Origin of the sequence: Pseudosporangium ferrugineum (genome assembly GCF_003002065.1) — a bacterium.
Classification (GTDB): Bacteria; Actinomycetota; Actinomycetes; order Mycobacteriales; family Micromonosporaceae; genus Actinoplanes; species Actinoplanes ferrugineus_A.
Genome location: NZ_PVZG01000028.1, coordinates 1 through 14013 on the forward strand (window position 1 = coordinate 1; position 14013 = coordinate 14013).

Annotated in this window: 7 protein-coding genes and 1 tRNA gene; 4 read left to right on the forward strand and 4 right to left on the reverse strand. The window is 75.4% G+C overall.

The window, feature by feature from the left end; genetic code table 11:
* Positions 1 to 115: 115 nt before the first annotated feature.
* Positions 116 to 191: transfer RNA gene (locus CLV70_RS34720), tRNA-Gly, on the forward strand.
* Between the two features lie 26 nt (positions 192 to 217).
* Here CLV70_RS34720 and CLV70_RS34725 read toward each other — a convergent pair.
* The 3 genes from CLV70_RS34725 to CLV70_RS34735 form a co-directional block, all read right to left on the reverse strand.
* The gene (locus CLV70_RS34725) at positions 218 to 1966 is read right to left on the reverse strand and encodes a helix-turn-helix domain-containing protein (RefSeq protein ID WP_158277900.1); all 1749 of its coding nucleotides are present in this window, start codon (positions 1964 to 1966) and stop codon (positions 218 to 220) included.
* 83 nt (positions 1967 to 2049) lie between these two features.
* Positions 2050 to 3102, reverse strand: coding sequence for a hypothetical protein (locus CLV70_RS34730; RefSeq protein WP_106130862.1), 1053 nt, complete (start codon positions 3100 to 3102; stop codon positions 2050 to 2052).
* Positions 3103 to 3176: 74 nt separating this feature from the next.
* The gene (locus CLV70_RS34735) at positions 3177 to 5960 is read right to left on the reverse strand and encodes an FAD-binding and (Fe-S)-binding domain-containing protein (RefSeq protein ID WP_245908681.1); all 2784 of its coding nucleotides are present in this window, start codon (positions 5958 to 5960) and stop codon (positions 3177 to 3179) included.
* Positions 5961 to 5976: 16 nt separating this feature from the next.
* Between CLV70_RS34735 and CLV70_RS34740 the strand changes: the two genes are divergently transcribed.
* On the forward strand, positions 5977 to 6639 hold the full coding sequence (locus tag CLV70_RS34740; protein ID WP_106130864.1) for a GntR family transcriptional regulator: 663 nt from the start codon (positions 5977 to 5979) through the stop codon (positions 6637 to 6639).
* Between the two features lie 4 nt (positions 6640 to 6643).
* Here CLV70_RS34740 and CLV70_RS34745 read toward each other — a convergent pair whose 3' ends face one another.
* Positions 6644 to 9565 carry an AfsR/SARP family transcriptional regulator gene (locus tag CLV70_RS34745; RefSeq protein ID WP_158277901.1) on the reverse strand — a complete coding sequence of 974 codons (2922 nt, stop codon included), beginning with the start codon at positions 9563 to 9565 and terminating at the stop codon, positions 6644 to 6646.
* Between the two features lie 296 nt (positions 9566 to 9861).
* On the opposite strand from CLV70_RS34745, the gene CLV70_RS34750 reads away from it, so the two are divergent.
* Together CLV70_RS34750 and CLV70_RS34755 are read left to right on the forward strand one after the other, a co-directional pair.
* Entirely contained in the window at positions 9862 to 11196 is a 1335-nt protein-coding gene (locus tag CLV70_RS34750; protein ID WP_245908683.1) for an alpha/beta hydrolase family protein, read from the forward strand.
* 31 nt (positions 11197 to 11227) lie between these two features.
* Positions 11228 to 14002 (forward strand): ATP-binding protein, encoded by a 2775-nt coding sequence (locus CLV70_RS34755; protein ID WP_106130867.1) that lies wholly within the window; start codon positions 11228 to 11230, stop codon positions 14000 to 14002.
* Positions 14003 to 14013: the final 11 nt, after the last annotated feature.

The following is a 14013-nucleotide window of genomic DNA, read 5'->3' on the forward strand; positions in this document are numbered from 1 at the left end:
GCAACCCACGACCGTTCATCTGGACCAAGACCGCCGAGGAGATCCTCGAATCACTCGCACGATTTTGTAGGCGAATTTCCGGCGCAGCACACTAGAATGAGGCGGCGTAACGCACGCGGACGTAGCGCAGCTGGTAGCGCATCACCTTGCCAAGGTGAGGGTCGCGGGTTCGAATCCCGTCGTCCGCTCCACCCGAGGTCTCAGGACCTCGTCGCTATCAGGTGACGGCACCGACCCGGGCGGCAAGGCCGCGCAGGCCACTCGGCGTGATCGTCGGCGCGTACAGCATTCGGGTGATCAGCTCGTGCGACGACGGCCGGCGCAGTTCCTCGGGCGCGACGGCCTCGGCAGCGGCCAGTGCCTGGGTAGCGCGATCGGGGCGACCGTGCAGCTCCCACGCCCGGGCGGTGTCGATGCAGTAGCGGGCGTAGCGTTCCGAGGTCTCCAGCCGGCGTACGTCGACGCGGGCAGCATGGTCGAGTGCGGTGGCGCTGTCACCCAGGGCGGTGAAGATACTGATCCGGTAGCCGGCCACGTTGGTGGCACTGAAGGTGATCTCCCCGGCGTTGACCGGCGCGCTGAGCCTGCCGGCGGCCTCGGCCGCTTCGGACAGGAACGCTTCGGCGTTGCGTCGCGAGCCGCACTGGGCACTTGCGTACGCCGCCGTGCACAGCAGCGCACCGTAGGTCGCCACATCGGCGTCCGTCGGTGCGGCACCCGGTTGCAGCTGCTCGGCGTTCTTCGACAGCAGAGCGATCGCGTCGGCGTGGTGACCGGCGCGGCGCATCGCGATCGCCACCGACCTGCCGGCCTGCGCGACCGGGGCATTCCGGCCGGTGATCCGCGCCGCCGACAGCGCCCGGTCCGCCAGGACCCAGGCGAGCGCATCGTCGTTGCGTTTGACGGACAGCTCGGAGGCCAGCCGATATCCGGCGGCCAGGACCACCGTGGCCGACCCGCGATCCGCCGCGCGTCCGTCGCGCCGGGCGGCGGCGGCACCCGAGATCAGGGCGAACAGCAGGCGCGTGAGCTCCTCGTACCGGCTTGCGCCGAATGCCTGCCGGGCCGCACGCAGCTGCCGCGCCAGAGCGGACAGCTCCGGTGGGGAAACGGCGGTGGTCTCCGCCTGGAGCAGGTCGGCCAGGCCCGGCCGGCCGCCGGGCAACCGCGGCGGCGACGGCAAGGCTGTGGCCGCAGCGCTCGCGGCCACGCCGGACAGCAGGTCACGTCGTCGCATCGGATCACCTCTCCCGGGCTCGGTCGCACCGACCCTAACCCTGAGGTCACCGATCGGCGTCGTGTCCACGCTGGAAGGCCGAGCCGATCCATACTCGCCGGACGGGGCGAGCCCGAGGAACTCCAGAGGGATGCCCAGCGTCTCCCCGATCCGGCGGCGAACGTGAACGTCCTGGCTCGGCGGCTGCCCGCGTTCGATGCGCGAGATGGTGGAGATCGAGTAACCACACCGCCGGCCGAGCTGGGTCTGGTTGAGCTGTGCCCGCAGGCGGGCCAGCCGGATGACCACGCCGACGTCGTCCGCGGCCACGGCGGCCCGCATTCGCGCCGACGTCCAGAACGCCTCGTCGGTCTCCATGATCGCCCCACAGACACATGCCGCTGTTACGGACAGTGTGCGGCGACAGGCGTGTGTCGTCGAGACCTGAGAATTGATTCTCGCCGGTGGGCAAAAGGCTTCCGGCGACCGTCCGGCTGCGAGTTGATGGAGGTACCGGGCCGCGATCGTCGCGTCCTGTGTCGCCACACGATCAACCGGAAGAGGGACTCGGCGATGAATCTCCAGGATCACCAGCGCCAGACCGAACAGGCTCGCGACCGGGCCGGCGAGACCTCGCCGGCTCCGATCGCGTCCGTTCCGATCGTCGACGGATGCGAGGACCGCGCCCCTGCGATCTTCACGGAGGAAGGCCTGGCCGCAAGTCTTCGCTCGCTCCGCCGGAAGTCGCATCGGATTCCGCGGGTATGACCCGCCTCCGCCGCAGTGGGTGGCCGGGATACCGAACATTTCGGACGACCGTGCCGGGTCGGTGGTCAGGCGCGGCGGCGGAGGGTGATGAGGAGGGTGGTGCCGGTCAGGAGGAGGGCCAGGGCGGTCAGGGTGAGGGCCGCCGCCGGGGGGCCGGTGATCGGGAGGGTGGGGTCGCCGCCGCCGGTGCCGCCGCCGGTGGTTGCGGTGGGGGTTGGGGAGGGGGTTGCCGACGGGGAGGGGGAGGGCGACGCCTTGGTAATGTCCGCCCGGTAGGTGGCCTTGTTGTTGCTCGGGTCGGTGTCCGGGGCGAACGGGTCGATCTCCGGGCTCAGGACGATCGGGTCCTTGTCGTACTCGGCGACCGTGAAGTGGACGGTGAAGCTGTACGTCGCTCCGGCCTCGACCATGGGGACCGTGCAGTACATGACGCCGGGGTCGGCGCCGCAGCCTTCCGGCCAGCCGGTGTAGCGGAGGCTGAAGGGTTCGACGATCGTGCGCAGGCCCGCGGGGGAGCGGTACGGGCCGGCGTTGTGCACGCTGATCTTCGCGTCGAAGGAGGAGCCGGCCGGCCACGGGCCCGGCGGGGCGCTGATCGTGACCGACATGTCGCCGGGGGCGGAGACGAAGACGTCGGTGGTGTAGACGTTGTTCGACGGGTCGGGGTCCGGGATCTCGGTGGTCAGCGTGGCCTTGGCGGTCACGTACTCGCCGATCGGCAGGTCGTCCGCGAAGTCGGTGGTGACCCACCAGGCGGCGTCGCTGGCGGGGTGCTGGTCGACCGGGTCCTGGGTGGTGCAGGTGACCTTGTGGCCGCCGGCGTCCGCCACGCAGGGGCCGGCGGCGAGCGGGTTGCCGGCGGAGCGGAAGGTGACGCCCTCCGGAAGGTCCAGCACGACGGTGCGGTGCTGCGGCACGTTCTCCGGGACGCCGGCCGCCGTCATGACGTACGTGACGGTGCCGCCGGGGCCGACCGGGTCCAGCCCCTTCTCGTTGTAGAGGAAGACGCGCGAGTCGACCTCGGCCGGGGGCGGGGCGGCCGACGCGGGGACCGCGAGCAGCATGCCGGCGACCGTGGCGCCGGCTACTGCCGCGCACCGTCGGATCCAGGTGGACATGTCCGCTCCTCCGCTGGTGATGGACGCTGGAGATGAACGGACGGTAGCGCACGGCCGTACCTATTTCGACCCCGTCAGGCCGGCGGCCGGTCCAGCAGCTGCGCCAGGTGCAGGGCCGGGCGGTCGCGGAGGTCGGCCACCTGCGTACGGCAGGAGAACCCGTCGGCGAGGACGACGGCGTCCGGCGCGGCGTCGAGGGCGGGCAGCAGGTTCTGTTCCGCCACGGCGACGGACACCTCGTAGTGGCCGATCTCGACGCCGAAGTTGCCGGCCAGGCCGCAGCAGCCGGCGAGCCTGCGCACCCGGGCGCCGCCGGCCGCGAGCAGGTCGGCGTCGGTCTTCCAGCCCAGGACGGCGTGCTGGTGACAGTGCGGCTGGGCGACCACGTCGACGCCGGACAGGTCGGGAGGCGTCCAGCCGGGGGTCTGCGAGAGCAGTTCGGCCAGGGTGCGCACCGAGCCGGCCACGACGCCGGCGTCCTCGGAGCCCGGCAGCAGCTCGTGGACGTCGGCGCGCAGCACCGCGGTGCAGGACGGCTCGATGCCGACGATGGGTACGCCGGCGCGCGCGTCCGGGGCGAGGGCTGCGACCGTACGCGAAAGGATCTTCTTGGCGGTGTCGAGCTGGCCCGTGGTGATCCAGGTCAGGCCGCAGCAGACGGAACCGGACGGCAGCCGCGGCTCGTAACCGGCGGCGCGCAGCACCCGCACGGTGGCGTCGGCGACCTCGGGGGAGAACGCGTCGGAGAAGGAGTCGGCGAAGAGGATGACCGGCTTGCGGGTCCCGGCCTCGGCGGGGGCGAACGTACGCCGGAACGGGCGCCGCGCGAACGCCGGCACGGAGCGCCGCTTGTCGACGCCGGCCAGCCACAGCAGGAGGGGGCCGAGCACGGGCAGCCGGACGCCCAGGTTCGCCAGCCGCGGCGTCCGGCCGGCCAGCCGGGCCCAGAACGGCAGCCTGCCCAGCGTGTAGTGCGACCGTGGCCGCCGCCGCCCGCGGTACGTCTGGTGCAGCACCTCGGACTTGTACGTGGCCATGTCGATGCCGGTGGGGCAGTCGGAGGCGCAGCCCTTGCAGGACAGGCAGAGGTCGAGCGCGTCGTGCACCGACGGGTCCGACCAGGCGAGTTCGCCGCGGACCACCTCCTGGAGCACCCGGGCGCGCCCGCGGGTGGAGTCCTTCTCCTCGCGCGTGGCCAGGTAGGAGGGGCACATGACGCCACCGGCGGCGGTGTTGTCGGCGCGGCACTTGCCGACGCCGGTGCAGCGGTGCACGGCCTGGCCGAGGTCGCCGTCGTCGTGCGGGTGCGCCAGGGCGAGCCCCGCGAGCGGGAAGCGGCCGGCCGGGCGGACGTCGGCGTCGACCGGGTCGGGGTCGACGAGCACGCCGGGGTTGAGCAGGTTGCCCGGGTCGAAGGCGTGCTTGATCCCGGCGAACAGCGCGATCGCGTCGGGGGAGTACATGTGCGGCAGCAGCTCGGAGCGGGCGCGGCCGTCGCCGTGCTCGCCGGACAGGGAGCCGCCGAACTCGCCGACGAGCCGGGCCGCGTCGGTGAGGAAGTCGCGCATGACCTTGGTGCCGCCCGGCTGGTCGAGCGGGAGGTCGAGGCGGACGTGCAGGCACCCGTCGCCGAAGTGCCCGAACGGCGCGGAGCTCATCCCGTACGCGGAGACCAGCTCGTCGAATCTGGCCAGGTAGGCACCGAGCCGCTGGGGCGGGACGGCGGCGTCCTCCCAGCCGGGCCAGGCGGGACGGTCGGAGGGGGCGCGGCCGGCGAGCCCGGCGCCGTCCTCGCGGATGCGCCACAGCCGGGCCTGGGTGCCGGGGTCGGTGACGACGAGCGAGTCGGCGGTGATGCCGTCGGCGGCGAGGCGCCGGGCGCGGGACTCGACCTCGCCGGCGTCGTCCCCGGCCAGCTCGACGAAGAGCCAGGCGCCGCCGCGCGGCAGCGGCGGGACGGCGTCGGCGCCGCGGCGGGCACGCAGCACGTCGAGCAGGCGCGAGTCGAGTCCCTCGCAGGAGGTCGGGCCGTGCGCGACGACGGCGGGGGCCGCCTCGCCGGCGGCGACGATGTCGGGGAAGCCGAGGACCACGACGACCCGGACGGGCGCGTCGACGACGAGCCTGACGGTGGCCCGGGTGATGACCGCGAGGGTGCCCTCCGAGCCGACGAGGGCCCGGGTCAGGTCGAAGCGTTCCGGCAGCAGGTGCTGGACGGCGTACCCGGAGACCTGACGCCCGAAGCGGTCGAACTCGGTGCGGGCGGTGGCGAGGTGCTTGCCGATCACGGCGCGGACGTCGTCGAGCAGCGGTCCGCCGCCGTCCACGCCCTCCGGCCCGGTGACGATCGTGTCGCCGGCGGCGGTCAGCAGCTCGAGGCCCGTGACGTTGTCCGAGGTCCGGCCGTACGCCAGGGACCGCGACCCGCAGGCGTTGTTGCCGATCATGCCGCCGACGGTGCAGCGCGGGTGGGTCGACGGGTCCGGCCCGAAGCGGACGCCGTGCGGCACTGCGGCCTTCTGGAGCACGGCGTGCACGGTCCCGGGCTCGACGACGGCGGTCCGGGCCTCCGGGTCGATCTCGAGGACGCGGTTCAGGTGGCGGGAGAAGTCGAGCACGATGCCGCGCCCGACCGCGTTGCCGGCGACCGACGTGCCGGCGCCGCGCGACGTCAGCGGCACCCCGGTCTCGCGGGCGACGGCGAGCCCGGCGGCCACCTCGTCGGTGTGCCGGGGCCGGACCACGGCCAGCGGCGGGATCCGGTAGAGCGAGGCGTCGGAGGCGTACATGCCCCGGGTGCCGGCGTCGGCGCGCACCTCGAGCCCGGCCCGCTCCAGGGCGGCCACCACATGATCCATGAGTAACATGTTACTCATGCCCGCGCTTCAGCTCCCGCCCGAGGCCCCGTCGCTCGCCGACGCCGTCGCCCAGGCCGTGCGCGACGGCGTCGCCGCCGGCGAGCTCGTGCCGGACACGACCTACTCCGTGTATCAGCTGGCCGACCTGCTCGGGGTCTCGCGCAGCCCGGTCCGCGAGGGCATGCTGCGCCTGGCGGAGGCGGGCCTGGTCGAGATCCGGCGCAACCGCGGCTTCCGGGTGCTGCCGCCGCGCGCGCACGACGTCGAGGAGATCATCGAGATCCGGCTCGCCCTCGAACCGCCCGCCGCCCGCAAGGCCGCCGCGCACGGCACGGACGAGCAGCACGCCGCCGTCCGCGCGGCGCTGGCCACCATGGCCGTCGCGGCCGCCCGCGACGACGACGCGTCCTTCTGGCCGGCCGACCGCAGCCTGCACGACCTGCTGCTGCGCGCCTCGGGCAACGCCCGCGCGGCCGCGGTGGTCGCCCAGCTGCGCTCGGCGACGGCCCTGCTCGGGCCGCCGACGACGGTCAGCGGCCGGACCCTGGCCGGCATCCACGCCGAGCACGAGCCGGTGGTCGCCGCCGTCCTCGCCCGCGACGGCGCCGCCGCCGAGGCCGCGATGCGCGCCCACCTCGAGGCGACCGGCCGCCTGCTGGTGGCGAACCTGCGAGGCTAGGAGGCTAGGAGGCCTGGCGGCGGGGTGGTTGCTCGGCCATCGCCTCCAGGCGCCGGCGGCCCTGCTCCGCGGCGGAGGCGGCGCCCAGCTTCTCGAAGAGGCCGATCGAGCGGTGCCATTCCGCGGCGGCGGCCGCGGAGTCGCCCAGCTGGGCGAGGGCGTCGCCGTGGACGCGGATCGCCAGGGCCTCCAGGCGTGACCAGCGCAGCCGGCGGGTCAGGGCGAGGCCGCGGCGGACGTACTGGGCGGCGAGGCTGGCCGCGCCCATGTCGAGCAGGGCCTCCGCGCTGCGCACGAGGCTGCCCGCCTGCATCAGCGGCGAGCCCGACGGGCCGAGCGCGGTGAGGGACTGCTGGTGCACGGCGAGGGCGTCGGCCGGGCGGCCCAGCCGCCGGTAGACCTGGCCGAGCCGGTAGTGCGCCATCACCGTGCCGTGCTCGTCGCGCAGCCGTTCGTAGATGGCGAGCTGCCGCTCCGCCTGGTGCAGCAGCGCCGGGTCGGCGTCGCCGCGGTCGAGGCGGATCTGCACCACGTTGCCGAGGGCGAGCGCCTCCACCGCCTCGTCGCCGGCCGTGCGCGCGGCCGTCATGGCCAGGTTGTAGACCTCCAGGGCCCGGTCGCCGTGGCCGGCGCGGCTCTCCAGGATGGCGAGGACGTTGAGGGTCATCGCGTACGTGACCTCGTCGGTGCCGTCCGCGCAGAGCAGCAGGGCCCGGTCGATGAGCTCGCGGGCGGCGCCGAGCTGCTCGATCTGCATCAGCGCGCCGCCCAGCATGTAGCCCAGCCGGCGTTCGGCCTGCCGGTCGCCGGTGCGGCGGGCGTGCTCGAGGACCGTACGCGCCACCGGCACCAGGTCATTCCAGCGGAACTCGGCGTGCAGCACCGGGTCGAGCACGAGCACCAGGTCGGCGGCGGTGCCGGGGTCGATGGCCGCGGTCTGCTCCACGACCTGCAGCGCGGCGGTGAGGTGCTGGGCGCCCCACCCGTACGCCTGCTGCTCGGTGGTGAAGGCCGGGCCGGGGGCGGCGGTCGGGCGCACGTGGTCGGGCACGGTCTGCCCGGGGCGGATCAGCCGGTAGGCGTTGCGGGTCGTGGCGAGCAGCAGGTCCAGCAGGCGGGTGAGGGCGCCGTCGCGTTCGGCGGTGCTCTCCTGATCCTCCGCGCGAGCCCGCGCGAACAGCCGCACGAGGTCGTGATACCGGTAGGACCCCCGGGCCGGCGACTCGAGCATGCCGGCGTCGACGAGCGACTCGACGACCCGTTCGACCTCGTCCGCGGGGCGGTCCAGCACCGCCGCCGCCTCGGCGAGCCCGAGCGTGGCGGGTGCGGGCAGGGCGAGCAGCCGGAACGCCCGGGCCTGCTCCTCGGCGAGCTGGCGGTATCCGAGCCAGAACGTCGCCTCGACGCCGAGCCCCTCGATGCGCAGCTCAGCGAGGCGGTGCTGCTCGTCCTCCAGGTGCCCGGCGGTCTCGGCGATGCTCCACTCGGGACGGACGGCCAGCCGCGCCGCCACGATCCGTACGGCCAGGGGCAGCCCGCCGCAGAGCGCGACCAGCCGCCGCACCGCCTGCTGCTCGGCCTCGACCCGGTCCCGCCCGACGACCCGGGACACCAGGCCGGCCGCGGTCTCGGCGTCGAGGCTCTGCACCGGCACCCGGTCCGAGGCGTGCAGGGTGCCGAGCCGGGAGCGGCTGGTCACCAGCACCGCGCAGCCGGCCGAGCCGGGCAGCAGCGGGATGACCTGCTCGGCGTCGTGGGCGTTGTCGAGAACCACCAGCACGCGCCGGCCGGACAGCACCGACCGGTAGTGCGCGGCCCGTTCGGGCAGGCCCGGGGGCACGTGCGCGTCGGCGCTGCCGAGCCCGCGCAGGAAGCCGGCCAGCACGTCGGCGGGGTTGACCGGGTCGTTCTCGACGCCGCGCAGGTCGACGTACAGCTGGCCGTCGGGGAACGCGTCGCGGACCCGGTGGGCGGCGTGCACCGCGAGGGTCGTCTTGCCCGCGCCGCCCATGCCGGTCACGACGGTGACGGGCACGGCGGTGCCGCGCCCGGCGGCGCGCAGGGTGGCCTCCAGCCGGGTGACCTCGGCGGTGCGGCCGGTGAAGTCGGCCAGGTCGGCGGGGAGCTGGGCCGGGACGACGGGCTGCGCGGGTACGCCGGTCTCCACCGCCGGCTGCGCCAGGAGGGGGTCGTTGCGCAGCACGTGCCGGTGCAGCTCCTGCAGCGACGGGCCGGGTTCGACGCCGAGTTGCTCGTCGAGGACCTGCCGGATGTCGGCGTACACGGCGAGCGACTCCGCCTGCCGGTCGCAGCGGTACAGCGCCACCATGAGCAGCCCGCGCAGCCGTTCCCGGAGCGGGTGCGCCGCGGTCAGGGCGGCGAGTTCGGGCACGATCTCGCGGTGCCGGCCGCACTCGAGCTCGAGTTCCAGGCACTTCTCCGTGACGCTCATCCGCAGCTCGCCGAGGCGGGCCCGTTCGGCCTCGGCGAACGGGCCGCGGATGCCGGCCAGCGGGGTGCCTTCGCCCATGGCCAGGGCGGTGCGCAGCACGTCGCGGGCGCGGGCCGGTTCGCCGCGGGCGGCGAGGTCGTCGGCCTCGACGACGCGCTGCTCGAAGTCGTCCAGGTCGAGGCTGCCGGCGTGCAGGCCCTGCAGGGCGTACCCGTGCGGGCTGCTGACGATGACGCGGCCGTCGGGGGAGTCGCCCTGCCTGGTCTCCAGGGAGCGGCGCAGCTGGGAGATGTAGGTGTGCAGGACCGCGCCGGCGGTGGCGGGCGGTTCGTCGCCCCACACGGCGTCGATGAGCTCACCGGCGGTCACCGGACGGCGCCGGCGCAGCAGCAGCACCGCCAGCACGGCCCGTTGCCGCGGCGAGCCCAGCAGCAGCTCCGTGTCGCCGCGCCAGCAGCGCAAAGGCCCCAGCACGGAGAACCGCAGACCCTCTTTGCCCAATGTTTCGGTGCCTTCCCGGACCGACCCCCGTCGGCTGCACAGATGTGCGGAATTCCGCCAACCATACGACATGGGCGCGCCCCGGCGGCGTACGGATCCCGGTGCCGGGCCTTGACAGGCTTCGACGCCGGTCATTGGATTCACCATGGAGGTAACTCATGGTGGTGCGCCGGAAACACGTTGCGATCTTGGCCGCCGCGGTGCTGACCGCCGGCCTCTCTTTCACCGCCCCGCCCGCCGCCGCGGCGCCCGCCGGATGTGCGGCTCCCGTGCCCAGCACCACCCGGCCCGGATACCTGGTCGCGGACCCCGCCTGCAACCCCGACGGGACCCCGTTCGCCGCGCTGACCGACGGTGCGGGCGTACCGGTCTCGCGGGTGCGCACGGGCATCCGGGACGGGGCCGCGTACCGGATCGAGGTGCCGGTGCGGTGGAACGGCGAGCTGGTCGTGTACGCCCACGGCTACCGCGGCACCGGCACCACCGTCTACGTCGACGACCCGGCGCTGCGGACCCACTACATCGCCCGCGGCTTCGCCTGGGCCGCCTCCAGCTACAGCACCAACGGCTACGACGTCGGTCAGGGCGTCCGCGACTCGTACGCCCTCCTCGACGTCTTCCGCCGGGTGACCGGCGTCCGGGCCCGGGCGGTCTACCTCAGCGGCGCGTCGATGGGCGGGCACGTCACCGCGGTGGGGATCGAGGAGCATCCGCGCGCGTTCGCCGGGGCGATGCCGTACTGCGGCGTGCTGGGCGACACCGAGCTGTACGACTACTTCCTCGACGCCAACGTGACCGCCGCGGCGCTGGCGGGGGTCCCCATCGACTTCCCGCTGTCGCCCCCGGCCGACGAGGCCGAGCGGTGGCGCACCCGGGTGAGCGCGATGCTGCCCGCGCTCGGGGTGACCGCCGGCGCCCCGCCCGTGCTCACCGCGGCCGGGCGTACCTGGTCCGACGTGGTGGAGCGGCGCAGCGGCGGGGAGCGGCCCGGCTTCGACGGCGCGTTCGCGTACTGGAACTCCGCCCGCTCCCTCGCCCCGCTCGCCGACCTGCCGTTCCTGTTCGGGCTCTACCCGGGGATCACCGGCGGCACCGGCGGGATCGCTGCCGGCAACGTCACCGACAACCGGTTCACCGTCTACCGCAGCACCGACCGCCGGTGGCCCACCGCCGCCGAGTGGCGGCTCAACGCCGGGGTGCTGCGGGTACGCCGGACCGCGCGGGCCGACCCGGGCCTGGCCGGCATCCCCCGCGTCGACGGCCGGCCCCCGGTGCCGGTGCTGTCGCTGCACGACCTCGGCGACCTGTTCGTACCGCTCTCCATGGAGCAGGCGTACGCCCGCCGCGCGGCGGCACACGGCCGGTCGCGGCTGTTCGTGTCGCGCGCGATCCGCGGCGTGGGCCACTGCGACTTCACCCCGGCCGAGCTGCAACAGGGCTTCGACGACCTCGTCGCCTGGGTACGCACCGGCCACCGCCCGCCGGGCGACGCGATCCTCGACCGGCGCACGGTGGCGGACCCGGCGTTCGGCTGCCGCTGGACCGCCGGCGCCCACCCGGCGTTCGCCGCCCCGCCCTGCCCGGCGCGTCGGTTAGCCGATTGACCTGGGGAGATTCGCGGCGTAGCAAGACGGGGTGGAGCCCCTGCGCCTGCGGCTGGTGGGGCCGCTCGTGCTGGAGCGCGGCGGCCGTGACCGGTCCGCGTCCGCGATCGGCAGCCGCAAGGCGCGGACGCTGCTGGCCCTGCTCGGGTGCGCCCGCGGCCGGCTGCTGACCGTCGACCGCATCGTGGCCGCGCTCTGGCCCGGCGACCCGCCGGCCCGGCCCGCGGAGAACGTCGCCACGCTGGTCAGCCGGATCCGCGCCGGTTCCGGGCCCGGCGTGGTGCTGGGCGGGCGCGCCGGGTATCGCCTCGGCGACGAGGTCAGCACCGATCTGCACGAGGCCGCGCTGCTGCTGGGGCAGGCGGAGAGCCGGCTCGGTTCCTCGCCCGCCGCGGCCCGGGTCGCCGCCGGGCAGGCCCTGGAGCTGCTCCTCGCCGGGCCGCTGCTGGCCGGCGAGCCCGAGGCCGGGTGGGTGGTCGCGGCCCGGGCCGAGCAGGCCGAGACCGTACGCCGGGCCCGCCGCGTGCTGGCCGGGGCGGCGCTGGCCACCGGGGCGCCGGCGGTCGCCCGGGACGTCGCGGCGGACGCGCTGGCCGCCGACCCGTACGACGAGGAGGCGTGCCGGGCGTTGATGCGCGCGTACGACTCGCTGGGGGAGCCGGTGCGCGCGCTGGCCGCGTACGAGAGCCTCCGGGCCGTGCTCGCCGGCGACCTGGGCGTGGATCCGGCGGCCGCGACCCGGGCCCTGCACGTGGCGATCCTGCGCGGCACCCCGGCGGTGGCCGCACCGCCGCCGCCGGCCGGGCTGGCCGGGCGCGACCGGGAGCTGACCCTGCTCGCGCAGGCCTGGGAGGACACCGCGGCGGGGCGCGGGGCGGTGCTGCTGATCAGCGGGGAGGCGGGCATCGGCAAGACCCGGCTCGCCGACGAGCTGGCCCGGCGGGCGGCGGTGACCGGGCGGGTCCTGGCCACCCGCTGCTACGAGGCGGAACGGTCGCTGTTCCTGCAACCGGTCGTGGAGGCGCTCACCCGGTTGCTGCCCGGGCTGCCCGCCGACCGGGTACGCGACGCCGCCGGCGATCGGGCCCCGGCGCTGGCGGCGCTGGTGCCGGAGGCGGCGGACCTGCTCGGCGCGGCGGCGGCCGAGCGCGGCAGCCCGGACGTGCAGCGGCGGCGGGCGTACGACGCGGTCGTCACGTTCCTGACCCGCCTGGCCCGGGACGAGGCGCTGCTGGTCACCGTCGACGACCTGCAGAACGCCGGGATCGCGACCGTGGAGCTGCTGCACTACCTGGCCCGGCGCGTCCGCGACGCCCGGGTGCTGGTGGTGGCCACCGTGCGCGACGGCGAGGGCGACCGGGCCCTGGCCACGCTGGCGCCGGTGGCCCGCGGCGTGGCGCTGGAACCGCTGGACACCGCCGCGATCCGCCGGCTGGCCGAGGCCGCGGGCCAGGCCGGGCACGCCGAGGCCATCGAGCGGCGCACCCGGGGGCACACGCTGTTCGTGGTGGAGAGCCTTCGTGCGCTGGCGGCCGGCGATCCGGGCGTGCCGGAGTCGTTGCGCGCCGGGGTGCTCGCCCGGGTCCGGCGCGCCGGGGTGCAGGCCGAGGAGCTGCTGCGGGCCGCCGCGGTGCTGGGTCCCTCGTTCGCGCCCGGCACGGCGGCCGGGCTGCTGGGGGTGGCCGAGGCGGAGGCCGCGCGGCGGTGCGAGCGGCTGCTGCGGACCCGGCTGACCGTGGTCGCCGGGCGGGCGTACGAGTTCGCCAACGACCTGGTCCAGGAGGTGCTGTACGGCTCGCTGCCGGAGCCGACCCGGATCGCGTACCACCGGCGGGCCGCCGACCTGCTCTCGGAGCATCCGGAAGCGGTGGCCCGGCACGCCGCCGCCGCGGGGGACGACCGGCGGTCCGCGCGGGCGTGGCTCGCCGCGGGCACCTGCGCCGCCCAGCGGTACGCGATGGCCGACGCCGAGGCGCTCTACGACCGCGCGATCGAGGCCGCCGCCCGGATCGGCGACGCCGAGCTGCTGGGCCGGGGGCACCTGGCCCGTGGCCGGGTCCGGGAGACGTCGTTCGGGTTCGGCGAGGCGCTCGCCGATCACACCGCCGCGGTCCGGATCGGCCGGGAGACCGGGGACCGCCGGCTCCAGATGGACGCCCTGTACGAGCTCGGCGGGCCGTCCTGGGCGGGGATCGGCCGGCCGGTCGAGGAGGGCGCCGCGCACGTCCGCGACGGGCTGCGCCTGGCCGAGCAGCTCGGCGACCGCGGTGCCGAGGCCCGGCTGCTGGGCTGGCTCACCGTGCTCGACTGCAACCGGCTGGACTTCGGCGACGCGTTCCGGCACGGCCGCCGCGCGCGGGAGGCGGCGCTGGCCTCGGGCGACGAGCAGGCGCTGCTCGCCGCCTGGGACGCCCGCAAGACCACCCACGCCTACCTGGGGCAGGTCACCGAGCTGAGCGCGGTGCTGGCGGAGATGGAGCCGCGGGTGCGCCGCGCCGGCGACCTGCGCCTGTTGCAGTGGTGCGTGTTCGAGTCGGCGTTCCCGCACCTCGCGGCCGGCCGCTGGGACGACGCCGAGGCCCTGGTGCGCCGGGCGATCACGATCAACCGGCGCTCCGGCTACACCGGCTACACCGCCTGGTACGTCGCCCACCTGGGCTGGATCGCCCGGCTGGCCGGACGGCACCGGGACGCGCTCGCGCACGGCCGCGACGCCGCACGGATGGAGTCGCACGCCTGGTTCGCGGCGGCCGTGCAGGCCATGTACGCCACCACGCTGCTCGAGGCCGGCCGCGCCGCGGCATGAAGTTGGCGACC

Excerpts from the sequence above, each read along its gene's own strand:
- CLV70_RS34725 (WP_158277900.1), bottom strand. The coding sequence starts at position 1,966 with ATGCGACTTCCGGCGGAGCGAGCGAAGACTTGCGGCCAGGCCTTCCTC.
- CLV70_RS34730 (WP_106130862.1), bottom strand. The coding sequence starts at position 3,102 with ATGTCCACCTGGATCCGACGGTGCGCGGCAGTAGCCGGCGCCACGGTC.
- CLV70_RS34735 (WP_245908681.1), bottom strand. The coding sequence starts at position 5,960 with ATGGATCATGTGGTGGCCGCCCTGGAGCGGGCCGGGCTCGAGGTGCGC.
- CLV70_RS34740 (WP_106130864.1), top strand. The coding sequence starts at position 5,977 with ATGCCCGCGCTTCAGCTCCCGCCCGAGGCCCCGTCGCTCGCCGACGCC.